General features: G+C 68.2%; 11 protein-coding genes. All 11 read right to left on the bottom strand.

Going from position 1 to position 22,715, the window contains the following annotated elements; translation table 11 throughout:
* Positions 1-20: 20 nt before the first annotated feature.
* The 11 genes from G3M62_RS18975 to G3M62_RS19025 all read right to left on the bottom strand — a co-directional run bounded on the left by G3M62_RS18975 (position 21) and on the right by G3M62_RS19025 (position 22,266).
* Complete coding sequence (locus G3M62_RS18975) at positions 21-11,975, bottom strand: filamentous haemagglutinin family protein (protein ID WP_165189837.1); 11,955 nt, start codon at positions 11,973-11,975, stop codon at positions 21-23.
* 56 nt (positions 11,976-12,031) lie between these two features.
* The gene (locus G3M62_RS18980) at positions 12,032-12,406 is read right to left on the bottom strand and encodes a hypothetical protein (protein ID WP_165189839.1); all 375 of its coding nucleotides are present in this window, start codon (positions 12,404-12,406) and stop codon (positions 12,032-12,034) included.
* A gap of 142 nt (positions 12,407-12,548) precedes the next feature.
* Positions 12,549-14,363, bottom strand: a complete 1,815-nt coding sequence (locus tag G3M62_RS18985) for a putative porin (RefSeq protein ID WP_165189841.1) — start codon at positions 14,361-14,363, stop codon at positions 12,549-12,551.
* A 67-nt stretch (positions 14,364-14,430) separates the two neighbouring features.
* Positions 14,431-15,138, bottom strand: a complete 708-nt coding sequence (locus G3M62_RS18990; RefSeq protein WP_165189843.1) for a TonB-dependent receptor — start codon at positions 15,136-15,138, stop codon at positions 14,431-14,433.
* Positions 15,139-15,140: 2 nt separating this feature from the next.
* Complete coding sequence (locus tag G3M62_RS18995) at positions 15,141-15,548, bottom strand: ExbD/TolR family protein (RefSeq protein WP_165189845.1); 408 nt, start codon at positions 15,546-15,548, stop codon at positions 15,141-15,143.
* 11 nt (positions 15,549-15,559) lie between these two features.
* Entirely contained in the window at positions 15,560-17,281 is a 1,722-nt protein-coding gene (locus G3M62_RS19000; RefSeq protein ID WP_165189847.1) for a DUF2341 domain-containing protein, read from the bottom strand.
* A 65-nt stretch (positions 17,282-17,346) separates the two neighbouring features.
* Complete coding sequence (locus G3M62_RS19005) at positions 17,347-18,942, bottom strand: ShlB/FhaC/HecB family hemolysin secretion/activation protein (protein WP_165189849.1); 1,596 nt, start codon at positions 18,940-18,942, stop codon at positions 17,347-17,349.
* 178 nt (positions 18,943-19,120) lie between these two features.
* On the bottom strand, positions 19,121-19,651 hold the full coding sequence (locus tag G3M62_RS19010; RefSeq protein WP_165189851.1) for a helix-turn-helix domain-containing protein: 531 nt from the start codon (positions 19,649-19,651) through the stop codon (positions 19,121-19,123).
* Between the two features lie 64 nt (positions 19,652-19,715).
* The gene (locus tag G3M62_RS19015; protein WP_165189853.1) at positions 19,716-20,705 is read right to left on the bottom strand and encodes a FecR family protein; all 990 of its coding nucleotides are present in this window, start codon (positions 20,703-20,705) and stop codon (positions 19,716-19,718) included.
* A 43-nt stretch (positions 20,706-20,748) separates the two neighbouring features.
* Positions 20,749-21,324 carry an RNA polymerase sigma factor gene (locus G3M62_RS19020; protein WP_165189855.1) on the bottom strand — a complete coding sequence of 192 codons (576 nt, stop codon included), beginning with the start codon at positions 21,322-21,324 and terminating at the stop codon, positions 20,749-20,751.
* A 219-nt stretch (positions 21,325-21,543) separates the two neighbouring features.
* On the bottom strand, positions 21,544-22,266 hold the full coding sequence (locus G3M62_RS19025) for a TonB C-terminal domain-containing protein (RefSeq protein WP_165189857.1): 723 nt from the start codon (positions 22,264-22,266) through the stop codon (positions 21,544-21,546).
* Positions 22,267-22,715: the final 449 nt, after the last annotated feature.

Raw genomic sequence — 22,715 nt, forward strand, 5'->3', positions numbered from 1 at the left:
TCAGCTTCAGGACCCGGCGCTCAGTTCGCCGGGCAGGCGTCGTTGGTGGACGGATCACAGGCATCGGCGCCGAGACCGAACCCGATGACCGACACCGTGATAGTCGACGGACGATCGTTGCGGCGACTTTGCTGCATCGCCTCAGCGACCTCCTGGACAGCACTGGCCGCCGCGCTTGAGGCATCTAGATTGCCGCCAACGTCCACCGCGTTGGTCGGCACGCCGATCGCCGCGCCCTCCACCTGGATGTTGTCGGCATTGGCCACGTATTGGGCCGCGACGATCAGGTTGCCCGCCACGCGGATACCGGCGTCGCCGGCGTCCACCGTGCCGCGTGGCGCGACCAGCGTGACCGTCGGAGACGGATCGCCCGCGGCTGCGGCGAAGGCCGCGATGCCGGCTCCCGACACCGCCGCGCCCGCGTCCACCCGACAGAAGAAGTCCGGTGTGCAGACAAAGCGGAGCGGCGCCTGCTCGGTCGAGGTCTTGGCCCCCTTGCCGGCGTTGACGTCGCCATTCGACGACCAGATCGTCATGTCGCCGCCGCGCTCGGTGAAGATCCGGCTCTGGGCCAGCAGCAGCGAGCGGTCGGAGAAGATATTCACCTCGCCTGCCTCCCAGGCCAGGACGCCCAGGGCCTGCGGGCCAACCAGCACCTTGCCGGCGCTGTCGACTAAGTAAGGCGGTGACGCCGTCGAGCCGACCAGGATCCGGCCGCCCGGCCCCATGATGTCGATATTGCCGCCCTGCTGGGTCTGGATCGTCGAGCCTCGGATATCCAGATTGCCCGTCGAGACCAGGGTGGCCGCGCCGTTCGTCCCGCCTTCAAGGTTGTTCTTGGTGTAACCCAACGCCGAAGGGAACAGGGTCTCGATGGCCTGATAGCCCCGAGCGTACTTGTTGAAATTGGGGCTGTCGGGGTTGTTGTAGTCGGCGCCGGTGACGGCCAGCACCTTGAAGAACGCCTTCTCGATCAGCGCCTGGCGTTGAACCTGCGGCAGGGTCTGGAAGGCGGCCCAGGCCTGGTCAGCGGTCAGGTCCGGACGAACGCCCGCACCGCCGCCGCGCCTGTCCTGGTCGGCCTGATACTGCGAGACGGCGGCGATCAGGTCCGGGGTGAACGACGGCACGTCGTCGCTCGCCGCGTCCGGATCGAGATAGGCTGCGGCGAACGCGTCCCACGCCACGCCCGGGCCGGTGCCAAACAGCACCGAGATATCGGCCCCGCTGCGCCCGACCCAAGCGTTGTAGAGGTCACCCACGGACCGGATGCCGCCGTTGGGCTTGTTGCCGACAAGCGGGCCGATGTCGCGGCCCGCCTCGATGTCGAAGAAGCCCGGACCGCCAACCTCGATTAGCGGCACGGACACGTTCGAGGCGCCCCCGATCGGCGAGCTCGACAAGGGCGTGTTCACGATATCCCTGCCCGCGACGATGCTGGTCACGTCGCTGGCGTAAAGGTTCTGCCCCTGGAAGCTGAGATTGACGATGTCGCCGCCAGCGAAGATCTGCGCTGGCTTGGCTGCGACGATCGTCATCCCGTTGGTGCTGAAGCCGACAAACGGTCCGCTGGCGGCGATCGCTCCGTCGACGATGTCGCCCGTCAGGGCGTAGATACGAATTGGCTGGTAATCCCGCGAGTGAAGGCCAGCCTCATGGACGTCGAAGCGGGACCCTGAGCCATCGATCGAGTTCCAGATGGACTCGTAGCCTGGCGGATTGAGCGGCGACGGCAGGTAAGAGCTCGGCGCGTCGGACATGCCAAATTGCGCCGCCAGGCTCAGTTGGCCTGAAATGTCGTTCACAAACCGGATCCCACCGTTGGCCAGCAGCCGCAGGTCGCCCGTCGCGGACGGATAGAGCTCGCCCGGGCCGCCGACATAGAGATCACCGTTGAACGCCGTGACCGCCAGCGAAGCCGGCAGCAACCTGCCGTTCTTGGCGTTGTCGACGCTGTCGATGCTCTCGCTGATCACCGGAGAACCATAGCCAAACAGGGTGTGGGGCATGCGCAGGGTGTCGATGCGAGCGTCGCCGGACGTCGAGGACAGGTTGAGGCTCGAGCGCGCGCTGTAGCTCTGGCCGTCGGAGAACATCCGGCTGCCATCGGCGCTTTCAGGAAGATCGAGCCAGGAAGGGTTGTAGATGCCGCCGATATCCGCCGCGCCACGCGCCGAGACGGTCAGGACGGCGTCCTGCAGCGCCAGCAGGGTCGAGACCGGTGAAGAGGCGCCCAGGTTGGTCAGGGTGAAGGCCGATCCGATCGCGCCACCGGCGGTGATCCGCCCCTCGCCCTTGGAGACGAAATAGGCGCCGCCCAGGATGTCACCCGCGGCCTCGACCGAGAGATTGCCGCCGCCGACATAGGTCACGGTCTGGACGCCGGCCCCGTCGGTGGTCTTGTACCAGGTGGTGGGCAGCGAGACCGACAGTTCGCGGATGTCGCCGCCCGCCGTCACCGCGACATTGCCGCCAACGCTCATCACCCCTTGGCCGAACGCCCCGAAATTGATCGACGACGCCTTGGCGAAGAAGAGATCGTCCAGCGGGTTGCCCGTCTCAAGCCACGGCCACCAGAACTGCGCGGCGTAGCGCCCGTTGCTGTCGTACACCTGCTGGGCGCCGGCGATGTCGCCGCCCGCGCGGATCGTGACGTCGCCGCCGGCCTCCGGGTGGACCTCGCCGGTGACTAGCGTCGGGACGCCGATGAGGCTGGTGTTGAGGACGGAAAGCGCTTGATCGGGGTCCATGCCCGCGACCGGCCGGCCGGCGGTATAGATCGTGCCCGGCGCGATCGTGTCACGTAGCGCCACGTCACCGGCCGCGGCGATGTCGATGGCGCCGGTTCCGGTGCGGATCATCGTGCCGGACGTGACCGTGCCGCCGCCGTTGACCCAGCTGAGGTGGCCGTCGACCGCCACGTCGCCGCGCAAGCCGGCGGCCTCGACCGCCAGCGGATCAACGCCGTCCATGTCGGCGCCGGCCACCAGTCGGTAGGACGTGCTGGCGCCGCCCGCTAGCGTCGCGCTGGCCAGGGGCAGCGGATTAGCCTTGGTTCGCTGTGGCGAAGGCCCATTGGCGACGGGCGCCGCCGCCGAGATGATGTCGAGCGTGGTCGGCGGCGCCTGCAGTGGCAGGAAGTCGCTGGGAATCGCTGTGCCCGCGGTGAATATGTCGCTTATGATCTTGGCCAGGTACGGGCCATAGGCCCTGACATAGGCCGGATAGTCGTTCGCCGTGACCGGTGGAGGCGGCGGCGGATTGGAAGGATCGGGCGGGCCGATTCCGAAGAGGAACAGGGCGGCGTAGCCCATGCCGGTGGCTGCGGTGCCCGTAAAGTCGTTCGGGCTGTTCTGGAAATCCAGATACTGCTGGTAGAGGCCATAGTATTGCGCGATGGCCACCGGATCACCGACCAGACCGGTCGCCGGCCCGAACAGGTAGCTGGTGTCGCCGACATTGTTGATGACGTCGTTCTGAAGCGTCGTCCACACCGGATCCACGGTTGCAAGATCAGAGGTGGGGACCTCGCCGCCGGCGCCGGTGGCCACGGCATACTGCCAGAAGCCGTCGGAGAGGCTGGCGCGGACGTCCACGTCGCCCGAAGCCCGGATGGTCAGCAGCGCCGCTTCGGTCCCGTAGCGATAGGCCAGCGTCGTCGGATCGGTCCCGGCCCCGAGATTCCACGGCGTCAGCACCCGGACGTCGCCGCCGTTGATCGTCGGATCCGGGTTGCGCAGCTCCACACCCGGTCGAGCGTGGAAGTTGGCGATGCTTGCGAACCGGCCTTCGAAGCTGAAGCCGGGATTGCGGATGAAGCCCATCAGCGTACCCGGAACGGCCGCGTCCTCGTCGCCATCGACATAGCCGTAGAAGGTCTGGTGATCGGTGTTGGCCGTGGTGGGCGTGAAGACATATTTCGCCAGATAGTCCTTGAGCTGGGCCGCATCGGTCGGCGGTGGCAGGGCCACGCCATCCAGGTCCGTCCAGCTTCCAGCCACCATCTGACCGGCGGATTCGTACCAGCCGGCAGGATCGATGATCCCGTCGAAATACTTGGTCTTGTCGGGCTGGGCGTCGGCGGTGCTCCACACCGCATAGGCCTCCAGACCGACGTCGCGCGCGCCACGGATCGTCGCGCCGCCGTCGATGACGACATTGACGTCGCCGCCGACCAGCAGCGGGGCGCGGATCGCCACCGTGCCGCCCGACAGACCGCCGGCCAGGCCGCCCGAGACGTCGATCAGCGCGCCGTTGGCGATGGTGATCACGCCCGAGCCGGCCGCGTCGACCAGCTCATAGCCGTAGGTCGGATCGAGCGCGCCGCTGGCGATCCCGCTGGTGGCCAGCCGCACCGTGCCCCCGCGTTGCGCAGGGTCGGACCCGGTGGCGATCAGCGAACCGCTCAACGCCACACCGCCCTTGCCGCTGAGCGCGATCGCCCCGCCGGCCGGACCGGAGGCGTCGATCGTCCCAGCGACGCGAACTACGCCGCCGTCGGCGTCGGCCGTCAGGGCCACGCTCCGAGCGACCAGGGTCGCGCCAGCCGAGAGCGTCAGGTCGCCCGCGCGGCTGTGCACCGCGATCTGCTGGTTGACGCCGCTGGAGGCCAGGGTCACGGCCAGGGTGTCCAGGTCGACCGCCCCGCCGACGTCCAGGCCGAACGAGCCGCCGCGATAGCCCTTGGCCGCTCCGCCCTTGATCACGCCGCTCAGGTCGGCGCTCTTGGTCGGCGCCGAGATCGTCAGCCCGCCGGCGTCGCCGCCGCCGGCCGCGCCGGAGACGTCGAGCAGCGCGCCCTGGGCCAACACGACGCCGCCCTGGTCGGCGCTCAACGCGATGTCCCCGCCCGCAGCGTAGGCCGTCACGTCACGGAACGGCTTGGCCACGCCCGCGGCCCGCACTACCGCGCCGTCGCCAAGGATCAGGTCGCCCGACGTCGCGCGCAGCGTGACCTTGCCGGCCGGCGCGATGATCAGCGCGGTGTCGACCAACTCCCCGCCAGTGAAGCTCAGCGCCCCGCCGAAGCTGGTGCGGTCGATGGCCTGGCCCGCCCCGGCCGCCAGGGTCAGCAGGCCGGTGGTCACGACGGCGCTGTCGGCGCCGCTGTCGGCGGTGAACACTGGGGCGGTTATCGTCACGTCCAGGCTACCGAAGTCGAAGCTTCCCTTGCCCTGGCCGACAACGCCTTGGCTGGCCGTGGCGGTGACGGCGCCAAAGCCTTGCAGAGTCTTGGCCCCGACACCGAGGTCAAGCTCACCAGCCTCGAGCGTCAGCGCCCCGGAACCCGAGGCGAACGTCAGGTCGCCGGCGATGTCGTTGACCAGGGTCAGCTTGGGGGCGGTGATGGTCACCGAGCCGCCGTCGCTGGCGAACGCCCCCGCCCCCAGCGTCAGATCCTGACCGGTGGCCAGGGTCACGTCGCCATAGAAGCCCATGGTCGAGCGGCTGTGCAGACCCAGAGCGGCGATGTTGGCGAACCTGCCCAGCAGCGCCGCGTCGACCACCAACCCTCCAGGCGTGGCGCTCGACCCGGCTCCGACGAAGGCCACGGTGTTGGCGTTGATGTCCACCGCCTTGCCGGTGAACACCGCGCCGGGGGCCACCAGCAGGTCGCCGGTCGAGTCCAAGATCGTCGAGGCCCCGCCGTCTATCCTTGCCCCGCCCCGGATGTCGAGCAGGCCGGCCGAGGTTCCCGCCACGCCGTCCAGACCCGGCACGTTGGCGCGGATCACCGGAACCGCGCCGCCGTTTGAGACACGGACCAGGGCCCCGTCGCCGGTCGCACCGCCCTTGGCGCCGATCAACAGCGGCGTGGTGTCGGCCACGGCGATCGCGCCCTTGGCTGAAAGCACGCTGCCGTCCTCGATCAGCAGTCCGGTGGCGGCATTGGGATTGGTCGCGTCGGCCCGGGTGACCAGGATGATCTCCGGGCCGGTCAGGGCCGAGCCGGCGTCGTTGGACAGCACAACACTGCCAGCCGTGGCCTTGATCACCGTGCCGTCGCGGCTATCGGTGCGCGTGCCGCCGATCAGCAGGCTTTCGGCGCCCAGCCGAGACAGCGCCGTGGCGTCGACCTGCAGGTAGCCGTCGCGGGCCTGGCCCGATCCGCCGAGAATTTGGATGTCTTGGGCGCTGATGTCGACGGCCGCGCCGCGGCCCTTGGCCGCCGCGCTCGCCTTCAACTGCCCGTCAAGGATCAGCGAACTGACCGCCGCCAACGCCAGGCGTCCGGCGTCGGCCGGGGTGCGCCCGGCCACGCCGCCATCATGGGCGGCCATGGCCGGAAAGTAGTCGTCGGCATGGGTGACGGTGTATTCGCTGTATTGTTTCCAGACCTCGGCCGATTGGACCAGGAAGCTGGTGGTCCGCGCGTCGCTCTTGCCGCTGATCCCGTCGACGAACCGGCCCGAGACGATCTGGCCGCCGTCGCGCTGGGTGACGTTGTCGCCGGAGACACTGTCGCTGGTCTGAGTCTGCTGCACCACCCGGAACGCGCCGGGCACGGTGGCATACTGGCCCGGCAGCAGGGTGTAGACCCCGTCCGGCAAGCCCTTGACGCCCGATAGGTAAACCGACTTGCCGACCTCCGAGCCGGTGGACCCGAAGCTGGGATCGTAGGCGGCGATCGGCGGGGCGTAGCCGGGGATCACCGCATAGACCGGCCGACCGTCGGCGTAGAGCGGGACCTGCTGCGGCGTCGCGCCGGTCGAATAGACCGTGTTGACGGCGTTGAGCAGATCGCGCGAGCCGCCCGTGCCCGGCACGAACTCTTGGGCGTAGAGATCGCCGCCGCCCGACAGGTCCACCGTCGCGCCTTTGGCGAGGTTGACGTCGTCGCCGGCGATGCCGATGAACTTGGACGGCGCGCCGGCGAGGTTGGGCGAGGCGTAGAGCAGATCGCCGATGGCGATCCGCCAATCGGTGCCGTCGGTGGTCGTGCCATAGGGCAGCGCCCGGCCGTCGAGCGACACCGAGGTCAGGCTGCCGTCGCCCAGGGTCGCCGAACGGGTACGCACCAGCGGCAGGCCGCCGAACGCCTTGATCGTGTCGGCGTCGGTCGGATCGCCGACGCCCAGTTGGATCGTCCCCGACGGGGCGCGGATCACGCCGTCCTGGACGATGGTCTCGGCGTCGACCAGCAAGGCGCCGCCGACCGACAGCGGCGGAGCCGCCGCCTTGCCATTGCCCAGGAAGGTGATGCTCGCCCCCGCGTTTGGCGCCGACAGCACGAAGGCGTTGCCGGTCGCCGGATAGATCTGCGCGGCCTGGAAGATCAGGTCGCCGCCGGTGACCAGCGTCCCCGGCAGGAATTGGGAATTGAGCAGGGCATAGCCCGCCGGCGTATAGAGTCGGATGTCGCCGTCCGCGACGAAGCGGGTGGTCTGGACGTTGCGGATGTTGAACCGCCCCGTCAGGTCGATCATGCCCGCGCGCACGTCCAGCACGCCGCCGCCCGGTGTCGCCCTCGGCGCATAGGCTCCGCCTCGCGAACTGAACTCGCCCCCGAGCGCCACATAAGGCGCGGTGATCGAGACGTGGGTGTCGGTGGCGGCCGGCGTCGCGCTCGACGCGGGAACCGTCGTGGCGCCGTCCGGCAGCAGCACATAGTCGCGCGCGTTGGCCAGGATCGCCCGGTCCAGAGTCAGGTTCACGTCACCCGCGAAGGCCAAGGTCAATGGCGGCGCGGTGAACCCCGGGCCGCCGTCGCTGGTGGGATCGGAGCCGAGCACCAGCGTGTCGATCCCCGATCCGTCCAACCGGTCGACGGCGAAACGCATGGTGTGGCCCGCGTTGAGCACACCGCCCGCCACGGCGCCGACCGGAACCATGTCGCCGTGAGCCTGCAGCAGGATCGCATCGGCCGAGAGGTAGTTTTCGCCGCCGCCACCGACGAACCCGGTCAGTTGCGCCAGGGTCAGCATGCCGCCCCGCCCCCGGTCCGCCCCGCCATGGGCGACCAGCGCGCCGTCGAACAGCAGGCCGTTGGTGGCGCCCAGAGTGATCGCGCCCGCGTCGCTCCACACCGAGGTCGGCAAGTAGCGGACGCCATCCCGCCGCAGATCAAACGTGGCGCTGGCGCCCGAAACGTCGATGACGGCTCCCGTCTCGGCGACGACATAGCCGTTGATCGCGGTCAGCGACACCGAACCGCCATCCAGCACCCGCCCGTTGCGCGGCATGAACAGGCCGTCCGGACCGCGCGCCGGCTTGACCAGCGGATCGGTCAGCGCCACGCCCGAGACGTCCAGCGTCGCGTCCGCGCCCAACCAGACGCCATGGTCGTGATAGTAAGGGTCGGAGAATGAAAAGGCCGACTGTTCCTTGTCCAGCGTGATTGATCCGCCATGGGCGGTGATGTCGCCCAGCACCGTGACGTGCCCCGGCGAGGCGATCCGGATGTCGGCGCCTGCGTCGGCGACGATCGAGGCCCCGGCCTCGACCAGCGCCGTGCCGGTCACCCCCGAATAGCTGGGCGCGAAGGGCAGGTTGCTAGTGAGGCTGCCCTGCCACTGCAGATAGTCGCCCGCCCGCAGCGAGAAGTCGGTCGGTTGGCGGTCGTAGGCGTCCGTCACGCCGAGGCTGGCATAGAGCCCCTGCGGATGGGCGGCGTCGGTCGCGTAGAGATTGGCGCCGGTCGGAGCATGCAGCAGCGCGGCGTAGTCGGGCAGGAAGTTGCGCTGGCTGACCCGCACCGTGGTCCCGGCCGCAATGGTCGCGTCATACGACGCGGAGATCTTGTAAGCGCCGAACCCCTGGCCTTCGAAATAGTCGGCGGGCAGGTAGAGTCCATAGTCCGGCACGTTCGCCGCGTCGCCGCCGATCTGGATCGCCGGCGCCTGGATCGACAGCGTGCCGCCGCCGGAGAAGCCGTAGCCCAGCAAGGTCGCGCCCAGCTCGACCTTGCCGTGGGTCGGTTGAACGCCGCCAAAACCATAGACCACGAAAGACGGCGGCGAAGACGCGGCCGAAGCGGGGAGACGGGCATAGGTCGCGATCGTGATGTCGCCGCCCTGCCCCGCCGGCGCGCCGCCCTTCATCAACAATTTTCCCGTCGTGCCGACGTAGCCGCCGCTCGACACGTCGATCACGCTGCCCTTCTCAAGGGTCACCGCGCCGGTCAGATCGTAGGTCGCGCCACCCGACAGCTCATACTGAATCATGACGCCAAAAGCCGGAGACAGAAAGACGTCGTTGCCAGTCACGGCGGTCGCCTGGATGGAAATGTCGCCGCCGTCGATGAAGTTATGACCCAGGCCATCAAAGACCCCGGTGTCGTTGACCCATTGGCCAGCGGCGCTGAGCTTGGCGTCGGCGCCGATCACGATGTCGCCTGGCTTGCGCTTCAGCCGATCGCCCGTAACGGCGTTAGCCGGAATCGCCAGCAGGAAGCGGTTGATCTGGCCCGTGGACGTCAGGTTGATGTGGCCGCCGGGCGCCGTCAGGTCGCCCAGTACGGTCAGGCCCGCGCCGCTGAGGCTGATCGTGCCGCCCGGCTGGACGGTGATCGCGGCGTCCCGCGCCAGGGTGATCGGATTGTTGATCCCGCTCACCAGCACATTGGTAAAGGCGCCGGCGTTGATGATGTCGGTCGATATGCCGCTGATGTGCAAGATGTTGGTCGGATCGTCGATCGCCTTGGCCAGCATCTCCGGCGTGCGGATCGACGTATCGATCGTGAAGTCCGGCCCCAGCGCCTCCAGCGAGAAACCGTCCTTCGTCAGCAGATAACCCTGTCCGTAGGAGGAGATGGCGCTGCTGCTCAGCTGGTCGGAGAAAGCGATCTGGGCCAGTTTAAGGTTGCCCAGGTCCAGGGTGGCGCCCTTGGGCAGATCGCCGTCGGCGATCTGGTGGCGACCGATGATCGTCCGCCCACTGATCGCGCCGTTCAGGATGGTGGTCCCGCCGCTGAACATCGCCAGCGTGCCGCCGTTCCCGCCCTCGACATAGTCGCTTTCGTAGCCGCCGTTCATCAGGCTGTTGGCGAACCGGTCGGTGACGCCCCAGCGACTGTGCTCCACCTCGGTGGCGCCGGCGAAGCCCACATAGGTCATCATCGGATCGGCAGTGGACGCGCTGTAGACCCGCCCGTCGGTCCCGATCAGTCGGCTGGTCTGCACCCGGCCGCCCAGGTAGTGCAGGAAGCCGCCGTCCACGTTCAGAGACGCGCCGCTCGCGATGATCAGGTCACCCGACGCCGCCAGGTTGATCGTCCCGCCGTTGACCAGCATGTCGTTGACGGTCCGCGGCTGATTCTGGGCGTAGCCCCCCGCCCCCACCACGGGTGAGCCGACCCAGGACAGGCCGTCGTCGCGCGTGCCGCTGTCGCGACCATCGACGGTGAACGGGCTCCTGTAGAGGATGCCGTCGCGCTGCAGCGGGCTGTCGGCCAACTCGTTCTGGCCGACGCGCGGGATGGTGACCAGGTTGTCCGACATGGCGTGCTGCACGTCGGCCAGGCCCGACACGTCCAGCACAACGCCATGGTCGATCATGACCCGGCCGTGCACGCCGTCCCCATGGGCGTCGGTCAGATTGTCGATGTTGGGCGCCGTGACGTTCAAGGTGGCGCCCGGCATGTAGAGCGTGGAGTCCTGCTGGAACCAGACGGTGCCGCGGCTAGCGTTGATCGTGGCGGCGCCGGGCTTGAACGCCGCGTCGGCCGCGGCGCTGGACGTGGTCGTCCCGCCCTTGGCGTCCGGCAGGATCGCCGTCAGCGATCCCGGGGCGAAGGTGATCGTCGAGTCGCTTAGACCCGGGTTAGAGGTACCGGCCGCTTTTTGGGCGGTCATGGTGATCGCGCCGGGCTGCTGGATGCTGGTAGTGGCCAGCACCACCCCGCCCTGCACAATATCGCTGCCCAGCAGCGTCACGCTGCCGCGCAGCGCCGCCACCACGCCGGTGTTGGTCAATTTCGGTTTGCTGTCGAGCACCCCGGTCACGGTCAGCTTGTCCACGTTACGACCATCGGTCCGCAGGCCGCCGGCCGCCGCCAGGATCGCCTGACCGCCGTTGGCCACGATGCTGCCGGCGTTGTTGATTTCGCGGGCGGCGAACAGCGAGAAACCCGCCTCCCCGGTCTCGATCTGCGCTCCGGCCTCGATCGTAATTGGCTTACTTGGCGGCGCGACACCATCAGGACCGGTATCGGGTGAGCCGAGCATCAACCCAAACTTGTAGTTGTCCAAAGGCGACAGCGCGGGACCCGCAAGGCCCTTTTCCAGGAACAGCTTATCGCTGGCGGCGATCGATGCGCGGTCGTTGGAGTCTTCGCCGAAGAACGCCAGCGAGCTGACTAGCAGGCTGTGGGTGTTGACCTGGGCCGTTCCGCTGAAGATCACGCCGTTTCGGTTGATGAGGTAGACGCTGCCCTCGGCGGTGATCTTGCCGGCGATGGTGGAGGGCTTGGCGTTGGGATCGTTGATGCGGTTGAGGACGACCCACTCGTTGGAGCCGTCCTTCTGGGCGCCGGCCGTCTGGTCGAAGTGGACGGTGGTGTCCTTGCCGACATTGAAGCTGTCCCAGGTGAGGATGGCCTTGGCGGCGGTCTGGTCGATCTCGACGGTGGTCCTGCCGTCGGCGCCGACCGTCTGAGTGGGCTGGTTGGCGTTCTGCCATAGGGTCGGGTCGATGCGGATGGCGCCGGCCGGGACCAGCCCGCCCGCTCCCAACCCGTTGGGGATGGTCGACGGCTTTGCGAGGGCGGCGGCGCGGGCGGCGGACTGGGCCTGGTTGGAGAGATCCAGGGCGTTGGCGACGCGGGCCTTCAGCGCGGTTTGGCGGGCCAGGGCCTGTTGGGCCATGGGCGGGATGGTGGTGACGGGGGCGCCAGTGGCTGGAGCGCCGGCGGAGACCGAACCGGTGGTCCCGCGCATCCCCGCGAGGGTCTGGGCGACGGCCGGGTGGGCGGCCAGCAGGGTGACCAGGCTGGCGCTGGCCAGCAGCAGGCGGCGCGAGTAAGCGGACTTGAACATGGGACGTTCCCGGTTGGGCGTGTGGGTGCGTTGGGCGGAGCGGAAGGCGCGCGACGTCATCGCGTCGGCCTTCCCGCGAGGATGGGGCTGGCGTTGGTGGCCGAGGTTGGCCGCCAGGGAGTGGCGGCGCGGCCGAGATTGGGACCCAGGCGCTGGGCGACGGCGGCTTGGCTGAAGGTTCCTACGCGGGTGGGGACGTCAGCCGAGACGGCGTCGCCTAGCGGGACGGGGGCGGCGGGCCTGGCGTGGGCGGCGGCGGCCTTGAGGGCCGCGCCGAGACAGGCGTAGTCGGCCGGGGCGCAGGCGGCGGGCCCCGCCCCGGCCCTGGCCGGCGGGGAGACGATCACCCCGTCGACCGGGGTGGGCTGGCTCTGAGCCTGGGCCGCCTGACCCAGGCTCAGAGCCAGCAGGCCTGGCAAGGCCCAGGTCAAAAGGGGTCCGTGACCCCGGTGGCCGCGGGTCGGGCCGGGCGGGTTTCTCACGCCCCGACGGTCCGACCCGCGCTGAGGCCAGCGTGGGGTGTCATGCGCGCCCAAGGGGGAAGCGGGTAAGTGACGCATGACCACGTCGGCCTCAGAACTTGACGTTCAGGTCGACCTGCATCAGGTCGATCTTGAACGGGGGACCGGAGATCTCCTGGGCGCTCATCCAGCGCGCGCCGACCGAGGTGTGGTGGCGCAGGCCGTAGGTTCCGGCCAAGCTCCAGCCCTCGGCGTTGGTCCCCCCTAGGTGGAAGTCGCTGTCGGTGAAGGCGTCCAGCAGGGCGTCGGGCTCGATGTGGCGGTAGGCCGCCTCCAGGCGCCAGTCGCCGCCCTCCTCGATCGCCGGGGCGCCAATGGCGGCCTTGACCATCCAGGCGACATCGCCGGACTTGAACACCGCCTTGCCGGCCGGGCAGACCCCGCCGGAGAGCTCCACCGAGCAGGTCTCGTTGTTGTTGGCGATCTGGCTGAGACCCGAGCTGGGATTGAACCCGCGGGCCAGGATGTCGGCGCGGTCATAGGCCAGGTTCTGGGCGTAGTGGGCGGTCAGGCTCAGCTGCAGGTCGTCGGCCAGGGCCCAGTCGATGGCCCCCGACACCGCCAGGACCCTAAACTTGCTGGCCAGGCCATAGTACTGCGGCGAGGCGGTGTTGGCCGGATCCACGGTGGTGATGTCGCGCAGGGCGAACAGGGTGTTGCCGCGCTGGGCGAAGCCTGGGCGGCTATAGTCGGTCAGGCAGTAGTCGGCGATGTTGGAGCAGGACGGCGACAGCGCGCCGGTGACGCCGGTGTAGTCGTAATAGGCCACATCCAGACTGGCCTTGATCGTGTCGGCAGCCTGCCAGGCCCCGCCGACCTGGCCGGCGAAGATCCACTTGTCCTTGTCGCTGTCGGTCTTGATCGAGGACAGAGCGGTCTTGGGGCCGTCGTCGGCGACATAGTCCAGCGGGAAGGCCCCGGCCGTGGCGAAGGCGCTGAACGCCGAGCCGATCTTGCGCTGATAGCTGCCGGCCACGCCGTCCAGGTTGACGTCGTCGTCCCAGACCAGCTCGCTCATCTGGAAGGGGTTGGCCATGCGGCCGACCAGGACGTGGGCGCCGTCGACCGGGCGATAGTCGACATAGGCGCGGTCCAGCCACAGGTCCTTGTCGCTGAAGTAGCCGCCCAGGGTCTGGTTGGTGGAGACGGGGTTGTTCTGCGCGCCGGTGGCGATGCGGATATAGGCGGTGACCTGCGGATCGATGGCCGCCTCGATGCCGACCCGGGCGCGCAGGCGAAGATAGGTGCGGTCCTTGCGCGAGTTGAGGATGGCGGGGTTGTAGGGGTTGGTGGCCGGATCGGTGTTGTAGGGCGAGCCGGCGTTGATCGCCCCGATGTTGACGAAGTCCAGGGCGTTGCCGTTGTCGAAGAACCGGCCCTCGTAGCGGCCGCGCAGGTCGCCGGTGATCTTGATCCCGCGCACCCACTCCGGAACGGCTTCCGGGGCGACCAGGCCTTGGGTCTTGGCGTCGGCCAGGACTTCGGCGCGCACCTCGTCCTTGATCTGGTCGCGCACGAACTGGGGCACGTAGCGCACCGAGGTGCCCGGCTGGGCCGAGGCGGGCGAGACGGCGGCCACGGCGCTGGCGGCGCTGGCCTGGGCGGTCGTCGCGGCGGTGTTGGCGCTGGTGGCCGCCTGGGCCACGGCCTGGGCCTGGGCCGCCTCGGCTTGCGCCTGGGCGATCATCGCCTCGGCCTCGGCCGCGCCCAGCACCTTCTTCTTCACCAGGGCGCGGATCAGGTTGATGGTGGCGTTCTGCGAGGGCCCGGCATCCTGGGCATGGGCGGCCGAAGCCAGGCCCGACAGGGCCGTGGCGCTCAGCAGGGCCAGGGCCAAGATGCGGCCGGCTTGAGTGGTGGAGGACATTGAAAGAGCTTCCCCTTGGTGGACGCAGGCGCGCCCGAACGTGACGAATGAGGGTGAGACGGACCGGCTAGCCGGCCCGGCGGATATCGAGGGACAGGGCCACGGGCATGGCCACGGACGGATCGGGGGCGCGCACGGTGCGGCCGACCAGGGCGTCGCGGACGGCTTGAGCTCTCTCGGAGCCGTCGACCTCGACGCGGGCGATCTTGCCGGAGGGCTCGATCCACACCCGCACCTTGGCCCGCAGGGCCGAGGATCGCAGGGCCTTGTCGCTCTCCCAGGCGCGGCGGAACTCCCCTTCCAGATAGCTGGCGTAGGCGGCGCGGTTGAACCCGCCAAAGCCGCCGACCTTGCCGCCGCCGCGTGAGCCGGAGCCATCGCCGATGGCCAGGCCGTAGCTGGACGGACCCGCGCCCTCGCGGGCGGTCAGGGCGTCGGCGCCTGGCGTTGCTGGGGCCGACGGGGCCGGGGCGCTGGGCGGCGGCGGGGCGTCGGTGGGCTGCTCCAGGGGCGTGGGCTTGGGCTCGGGCGGCTTGACGTCCGGCTTGGGCGGCGGCGGCGGAACCGGCGGCGGCGGCGGCAGGACCACGCGGGTGGTCTTCATGTCGCTGCGGTGCTCGCTGACCGTGGCCCCGCGCAGCAGGGTCAGGGCCAGCAGGGCGGCCAGGACCGCGACCGCGATGGCCACGACCGCCCCGAAGCTCAGACCCGAGCGCCGACGGCGTGGGCCATCTTCAGGCTCCTGCGGCTCCAGATAGAAGGCGCTGGCGGCCATGGTCAGGCCCCGCCGGGGGGCCGGGTGGCGGCCATGCCCAGGCTGCCGACCCCGACCTTGGAGCACAGGTCCAGGACCTGCATGATCTGGTCGTACTGCACGGCCCGGTCGCCGCGCAGGATGATCGGGGTGTCGGGGGCTGACGCGATGATGGTGCGCAGCTGGCCTTCCAGCTCGCTCATCGAGACGGGGACGGCGTCGATCGACACCGTGCCGTCATTGGCCACCGCGATCACCCGGGCCTTGGGGGCGTCCAGCACCTTGGCCGCCGAGGCGCTGGGCAGGTCGACCTTGATCCCCTGCACCGCCGCCGTGGTCAGCAGGATGAAGATGATCAGCAGCACGAAGGTCAGGTCGACCAGCGGGGTGATGTTGATCTCGTTATAGGGCTTCTTGCCTTGGATCTGCATGACGCCCTCCCCTACTCGGCCGCGTGGATGGCGGTGGCTGGGACGTCCTGCCAGGTCTCGGCGATGCGCTTTTCCAGCTCGTCGACGAAGATCTGGTTGTCGGCGCCGATCTCCTCGATGCGGCTCAAGAGATAGTTGTAGCCAAACAGGCTGGGGATCGCGACGGCCAGACCCGCGACGGTGGCCAAGAGAGCCGCGGCGATGCCGGGCGCGATGGCGTTGATGTTGACCTCGCCGGCCGCCGCGACGCTGGCGAAGGTGATCATCACCCCCAGCACCGTGCCCAGAAGACCGATGAACGGGCCGCCGGAGATGGCGATGGTCAGCAGCACCATGGACTTGTTGAGCTTCTGGGCCTCGCGCACTTGCCCAGCATCCAGGGCCGAGCGGATCGAGGCGATCGACTGGGCGCGCAGGGCAAAGCGCGATCCCGAGGCCTTGCCCTCGGCCAGGCGCTTGGCCAGTTCCCGCTGGCCGATGCGGTAGAGAGTGGCGAGCGTCGAGGCTCGACCGCCGGCCGGCAGGTCGACGAGACCCGCATGTTCGGAGCGCGCGGCGCTGGCCCGCTCGTAGGCGTCCAGGAAGTCGTCGTTGGCCCCGCCCACCCGGGCCAGCATCAGGCCCTTGGAGATCATCACCCAGACCGCCAGGGCCAGCATCACCGCCAGCACGCAGATCACCGCCCAGGCGTCGGGGGTCAGGGCCTTGAACAGGATGCCGAAGTAGTTGTGGCCGCCGCCGTCGGTCTGCTCGGCGGTGTCGAAGGTCGCCAGGCGCGCGCCCTGGCCTTCCGACGCCGCGGCCAGCTGGAAGGCCGCCTGCGGCAGGGCTGCGCCGGCGATGCGCAGCTCGTCGATCTCACCCGTGAAGCCTTGGCCCAGGGTGGCCGGACCGGCCGAGAGGGCCCCGGCCACCTCGCCGGCCGCCTGGCCGTTGAGGTACAGGCTGGTCCTGGTCCCGTCATTGACCAGGGCGACATGGGCCCAGGTCCCGGTCGGCAGGGCCGCCCCGGCGCTCTTGACGCCATTGGCCTGCGCGACCAGCGAGCCGGCCTCCGAGGCTAGGGAGAGACCCGGCAGGGCCAGCAGCTGGCCGTCGGAAGCCGGCTTGACCCAGAAGCTGACGCTGGCGGGGCCGCCGGTGAAGGCGCCGGCTGGGATCGCCACGCCGGCGGTTCCATCCAGGGTCAGGCCCTGGCCGATCAGGCCGGGGCCGCGGGTCTCCGCGCCCGAACCGTTCAGACCGTTCGACGTGGCGTCCTTGGGCGCGCCGGCCGCGTCGAAGTGCCAGACCAGCCTGTAGTCGGGGCCGAAGGTCCCGGCCACGTCGGCGCCGCCCTTCAGGTCCTTCTTCTCCTTGGCCCCATAGTAGGCGTAGATCGCCGCCGGGGCCCCGGGCTTGAGGCCCGAGACATCCACCCAGACCAGGGCCTGCTGCTCGGCGGGGTTCCAGGTCTCGATGTGGAAGGCCAGCGGGGTGCGGTCATCGCCGGCCACGAACCGCAGGTCCGAGCCGTCGGCCTTGACGTCGTCGAAGCTGAAGTTGCCGGTGTGCAGGCGGATCAGCACCGGGGCGCGGGCCACCTCGCCGGTGATCCCGGCGGCGCTGGCGTTGAGGTTGATCTTGGTGCGGTAGGCGTAATCGGGCTGCCACCAGGCCGCCGCCGGCGTGGCGATCGCGCCCACGGCGGCGACCGCCAGGGCCAGGCCCAACATCTTGGTCTTGGTCTTCATCGTGTTACCCCTCGTCGTCTTGGAGGCCGCGCGCATGGGCGGCTTGGGCTCAAGGCCCTGGAAAGCTAGAAGTCTGTGGAAAGCCGAACGTGGATGCGGGTGTCGCCGACCTTGGTGGAGCCGGCGTCGTCAAAGGCGCTGGCGACATCCAGGTCCCCGGACACCCGGCCCAGCAGCTTGATCCGCAGGCCCACGCCCACGCCCAGGAGGCTCGTCTGGCGCTGCTGTTCGGGCAGCGGATCGATCAGCCACACTCGCGCCGCATCGACGAAGGCCAGGGCCCGCAGCTCATCCAGCATCCCGCCCTGGGCGATGACCGGCGAGCGCAGCTCCACCGAAGCCAGCAGCCCGTTGTCGCCGATCGCCTCGCTCTGCAGGAAGCCCCGCACCGAGCCTGCCCCGCCGGCGGCGAACTGCTCGTTGGAGATCAACGGCTCGGACGCCAGCTGGCCTTCCAGGTTCCCGTAGAGCTGCAGGCCCAGCGGCAGGTCGACCCGGTCGTTGATCCCGCCATGCACATAGGCAAAGCCCCCGGTGGCCCGGTAGCGCTTGAAGTCGAAGTCGTCGGGATTGCTGCCCAGGCTACGCAGGGCGAACGTGGTCGACAGGTCAAAGCCCAGCTGGCTGCGATCGCGCGTCAGGGTCCCCGCCCAGCCCAGGCTGACCGGATAATAGGTGATCGGCGCCTTGGAGCTGACCTGGCCAAAGCGGGTGTCTTCCTTGAAGTCCTTCCAGGCCAGCGACGCGGTCAGCCGCTGGTAGAGGCCGCTGGGGCCGCCGCTCAGCGTCCTGGTGAACACCCCGGTCACCGACTGGCCATCGCCCAGCACATTGGTGTCGCCGACCGTGGCCACGTCGCTGTTGGACTTCAGGGCGGTGACGTCCAGGCGCAGGGCTTGGCTGAGCGGCAGGCCGTAGGAGGCGACATAGACCTCGCTGTCGTCGGGGCGCTCGGGGGCCACCGCGTAGAAGCCGGAGATCGAATGACCCCGCCCCCACAGGTCGTCATAGCGCAGGTTGGCCTGCAGGCGGCTTTGGGTGGTGCTCTGGCTATAGCGGTTGGAGACCTCCAGCCCGCCGTGCAGGGCCAGCTTGTCCTCGACATTGAGCGCGATGTCGACCGTGCCCGGCGCGGCCCCCGCCTTCAGCTCCGGGGTCACCTGGCGGTCGGCCGAGCGGCTGTTGAGCGCCACCAGCTCGCTGCTGAACTTGTTCAGATCCGGCACGCCGCCAGTAGCGGCCGACGGCAACGCCGCCGTCACCGTCTTGTCCGAGGTATGCCTGGCCCCCGTCACCGTCACCTGGCCGACTTTGGCCTCACTGACCGCCAGCCGCACCCGCCCGCCGACCACGTTCTGCTGCGGGATCTCCACGAACACGGTCTTCAGACCCCGCGCCTCGTAGACCTTCTGCAGCGCCGCCCGCGCCTTCTCCACATCGTCCAGCGTCTTGTCCGGACCCAGATACGGATACACCGCCGCCTCGATCTGCGGATCGGACAACACCGTGTTGCCCTCCACATAGTACTCGTTGATGTCCACGCGACGCGGGGCCGAGGCCTCCGACGCAGGACCCGCCGGCGCAGACCCCACCTCCTGAGCCAGGGCCGCAACCCCGCCCAGCGCGCTCAGGCCAGCGCCCAGCATCAACGCGCGCAGCACAGCGCCGCGCGTTCCTCGCCCGTTCGACATAGGAAGACATCCCCCGACGGCGAACCCTCGCCATCAATCCAAGCTTATGCAGCGCCTGTACTTATTGAATACTTAGACTCAATAAATATTAGCGTCTGACGAAATCTCTACAGTCACCATGTGACAGTATTTTAAAGCTTGGTCATTTTTACAAACCTTGCACTGACAAAGACTTACAAGGCATTACATCTAGACGAGCATCACCATTATCTTGCAACGCAGGTTGCGGCGCCGATCCCGAAACCGCCCGGCGCCGCGTCGCCGTCATGCTCTCGCCAAACCGACGCCCATAGGCCCGGCTGAACGACGCCGCCGACGCAAACCCCAGCGCCGCGACGATCTCGCCCTGCGACCGGGACTCCCGGTTGCTCGATAGCCACGACCGGGCTTGAAGCAGCTTCAGCTCCAGCACCAACCCGCCCAGGGTCAGCCCCGTGGCCGCCAGCACCGCTCGCCGCAACCGGCTCTCGCTCACCCCCAACGCACCGACGATCGCCGAAGCCCGCGGCTTCAGCCCAAGGTTGGCCAGCACGAAACGCCTGACCCGATCGACGATGTCTGAGGGCGCTTCGCCGAGCGAATAGGCGCGCGAACGCTCTCGCGAACGCGAGCGTCGCACCTTCACGGCCTGCTCGCGCTCGGCCGCGAAGCTCTCTTGAAAGGTTGTGGCGATCAGCACGTGGATGCCTCCTACGCACTAGTCGTCATCACGACCGGAAAGGCGAAACGCCTTCCAAAGATTTTTATCCGAGCAGCACGACCCCGCCGGGCAAGCCGGTCGCGTGGACGCCCGCGACTTCGCGGATCTGCGCAACCGCGCGGTCTAGCCGCGCCAATTGGAAGGTGCCCGTGATGGGAAAGCGCGCCAAGGCGGCATTGGCCAGGACGATACGGCCCGGGCGATAGCGGTTGATTTCCTCGACAACTTCGCTGAGCGGCTGCCCACTGAAGACCAGCAGACCGCGCCGCCAAGCCTCAACGCGAACGGGATCAACCAGCGCCACGCGCCCGTCGCCCCTGGTGCCGAACGTCATCTGCCTCCCAGCCGAAAGTTCGGTTGCCCGCCGGCCGCGATCAAGGACCGAAACCTTGCCAGCCAGACAAGAAACACAGGTTGCATCGGCGACGAGGCGGACGACAAAACGTCCGTCGCGCCCCAGCACACGGCCGGCGGCCGTGCGAATGGCGATCGCATGATCGGGACGAGTCGCGTCGACGGCGATCTCTCCCTCGACCAGCGTGAAGCCAAAGGCCCCGACGTCGTCATAACGCGCGAGACTGGTGCGGGTGTTGAGCTCGACGGAGAGACCTTGCGCGACGGCGATCACGCGTCGCTCGCCAATACCCGTGCGATAGTCGGATCGCAACTCGGCCAGCGAAGGCCACAGATCAAGCGGCGGATGAGCCGCCATGACCACCACGCCGGCCGCCGAGGCGGCAATCGCTCCGCCTAGAAAGGCACGGCGCCCCAGGACGACACGCCGCGCAGACGTCGAAGGCTCGATCGGAACGGTTTGCGCGGATCGAGCGATCTTCCTGGCGACCCCGACCAACCGTCGACGGAGCCTGACCGCGTCGCTCAGCGCTTCGGCGTTGGCGGGCGTACGGGCGCGCCAACGCATCAATGCGTCAACCTCGTCCGAGGTCATCTCGCCAGACCGCAAGCGAAACGCCCAGGCTAACGCCTCCTCGGCGCGCACGCGCGTATCAAGGCTATCGTCGGAGCCGTTCATCCGATCGCCCTATCACGCCGCATGTATGTCGCCATCCATCCGCTCAATCTTCCGCCCCACTCTTTGACGTCATGGACGAGCTGAAAGCGAAACCGATTACCTCAGTCCCGGCAAAGCGTCCGGCGATCTGATCGGTCGCCTTCTTCATCTCGATCTGGATCATGCGTATCGAAAGCCCATAACGGTCGGCCAGTTCGCGGTGGCTCGCGCCCTCGATTAGCGTAGCCAGCACCATGTCGCGCCGACGCTGCGGCATCTCGTCCAAGATCGCACGCAACAGCCGTAGGTCCGAATGAAGCTCAGCGCTGTCGGCTGGGCCGAGTTGATCGTCGACGACGTCGAGCGCAGCTTCCAGCTTCTGGGCTTCAAGCAGGCTCAGCCGCCGACGTTCGGTCCGAATTCGGCTATTGGCGAGGTTCATCGCCATTCGGAACAGGTAGCTGCGCGGATTGCGGATATCTTCCACGTCGTCGCGTTCGCGGGTTAGCTGAAGGAAGGTGTCCTGCAACGCATCACCGGCCGCGTCCGCGGACCCAAGCCGGCGCGCCAGCCGACGCCGCAACTCCTCGTAGTCTTCGACGAACATCCGGCGCAGACCGGCCCAGTTCAACGTCACCATGACTTATGCCCCCGCCTGGGGCGGCGACGAAACGCCGTCGACGAGGGAGCGGCCAGCGGGCCGAATTCGCCTCGAGCGCGGATCTCCAGCGGGATCTGTAAACTGCACGGGCGACGGATACAGGATCAGCAAGGCACACTGTCAAGCCTTTGCCTCGAATAAGCTTTTTCGTGACAGACCGAAGCAGGTAACGTGACAGTTCGACAAAAGCACGCCACTTCAGATCGCCGAAACCGCGATCCGAATAGGTTGGGACAACCCCACCGGCGGCGACTTGATAACCATCGTCGCCAGAACCCGGCGGATGGCGGTATCGAGCCCCGGACGCCCGCTCGATCGCAGCAGGCGCGGCTGACGCACGCGACCTTCGCGATTGATCCAGATATCGATCTGCAGGTCGTAGATGCGGTCGGCGGTCTCCGGATCACGGGCCAGGGCCTGCTTCACCGCCAATCGAACCGTGCGGGCGTAGTCGCCAAAATCCGCGTTCTGCGCCGCTTCGAGTGCGACCTCGACGTGCAGCGTATCGAGCGTCAGCGTCTCGGTCGGTCCACCACCCGGTGCGGTAGATTCCAGCCCGTCGGCCCCGAGGGTCGCGCCCGAGCTCACCAGGGTGATATCCTGGGGGCCGGTGTAGTGGATGATGAGATCCGTCCCATCGACCAGCATGCGAAGCGCGGTCCGTGCGGTGAACAAACCAACTACTGGCGTCGAATGTCGCCCTTCGGCGAGGCGAGTGTCGCAGACGACCTGATCCCCCGTCACCGCGCTGTAGGCCAGCAACGCCGAAGATAGCGATTGGGCTGGAATGTTGAACAGCATGACTTTAGCCGCAGAAGCTTCATGCGACGCGGCGTTCGTCCTCTCCGTCACGACGGCGCCAAGCGTCGGCGCCGTCGTGACGGCGAACAGGATCCGGACAACGCGACGGCGGTCGAACATGCCAAACTGCTAACCGATCCCGAGCTTCATGTCGCCGCGCGCCGGGCGGGTTCATTTCGTCACTTCAACCCAAAGAAGATCGACGAGTGTTTCTCGCGATGACGCTCATCCGACATTGGCGTCAGAACCTGACCTTCCAACGGTCGCCTAAGAGTCAGATTGAGACCAAACAAGCCGGGAGTCGGATCGCAATGCTGCAATCCATCTCTCCCACGATCCTGCGAACGGCGCGCATTTCTGCGCGTCTTAAGTTGGAACCCGGCACGTTCTAAGTTGGCACCACACTTCGTGTCGGGACAACTTAACGACGCTTAGACAACCCATTGAATTCAAAAGAAACGCTGGATCTCGCAATTTGAGGGCCGCAACCTAACGCTGGCCCTCGCGAACCCCACGGCAAGCTAACGCTGTCCCCAAAAGTCTAGCGTCCTATCCTGGAGCGTCTTTCT

Source organism: Caulobacter soli, assembly GCF_011045195.1.
Taxonomy (GTDB): domain Bacteria; phylum Pseudomonadota; class Alphaproteobacteria; order Caulobacterales; family Caulobacteraceae; genus Caulobacter; species Caulobacter soli.

Coding starts and splice junctions, on each gene's coding strand:
- G3M62_RS19025 (WP_165189857.1), bottom strand. CDS start 22,266: ATGTTCGACCGCCGTCGCGTTGTCCGGATCCTGTTCGCCGTCACGACG.
- G3M62_RS19000 (WP_165189847.1), bottom strand. CDS start 17,281: ATGAAGACCAAGACCAAGATGTTGGGCCTGGCCCTGGCGGTCGCCGCC.
- G3M62_RS19020 (WP_165189855.1), bottom strand. CDS start 21,324: ATGGTGACGTTGAACTGGGCCGGTCTGCGCCGGATGTTCGTCGAAGAC.
- G3M62_RS18975 (WP_165189837.1), bottom strand. CDS start 11,975: ATGTTCAAGTCCGCTTACTCGCGCCGCCTGCTGCTGGCCAGCGCCAGC.
- G3M62_RS18995 (WP_165189845.1), bottom strand. CDS start 15,548: ATGCAGATCCAAGGCAAGAAGCCCTATAACGAGATCAACATCACCCCG.
- G3M62_RS19015 (WP_165189853.1), bottom strand. CDS start 20,705: ATGAACGGCTCCGACGATAGCCTTGATACGCGCGTGCGCGCCGAGGAG.
- G3M62_RS18990 (WP_165189843.1), bottom strand. CDS start 15,138: ATGGCCGCCAGCGCCTTCTATCTGGAGCCGCAGGAGCCTGAAGATGGC.
- G3M62_RS18985 (WP_165189841.1), bottom strand. CDS start 14,363: ATGTCCTCCACCACTCAAGCCGGCCGCATCTTGGCCCTGGCCCTGCTG.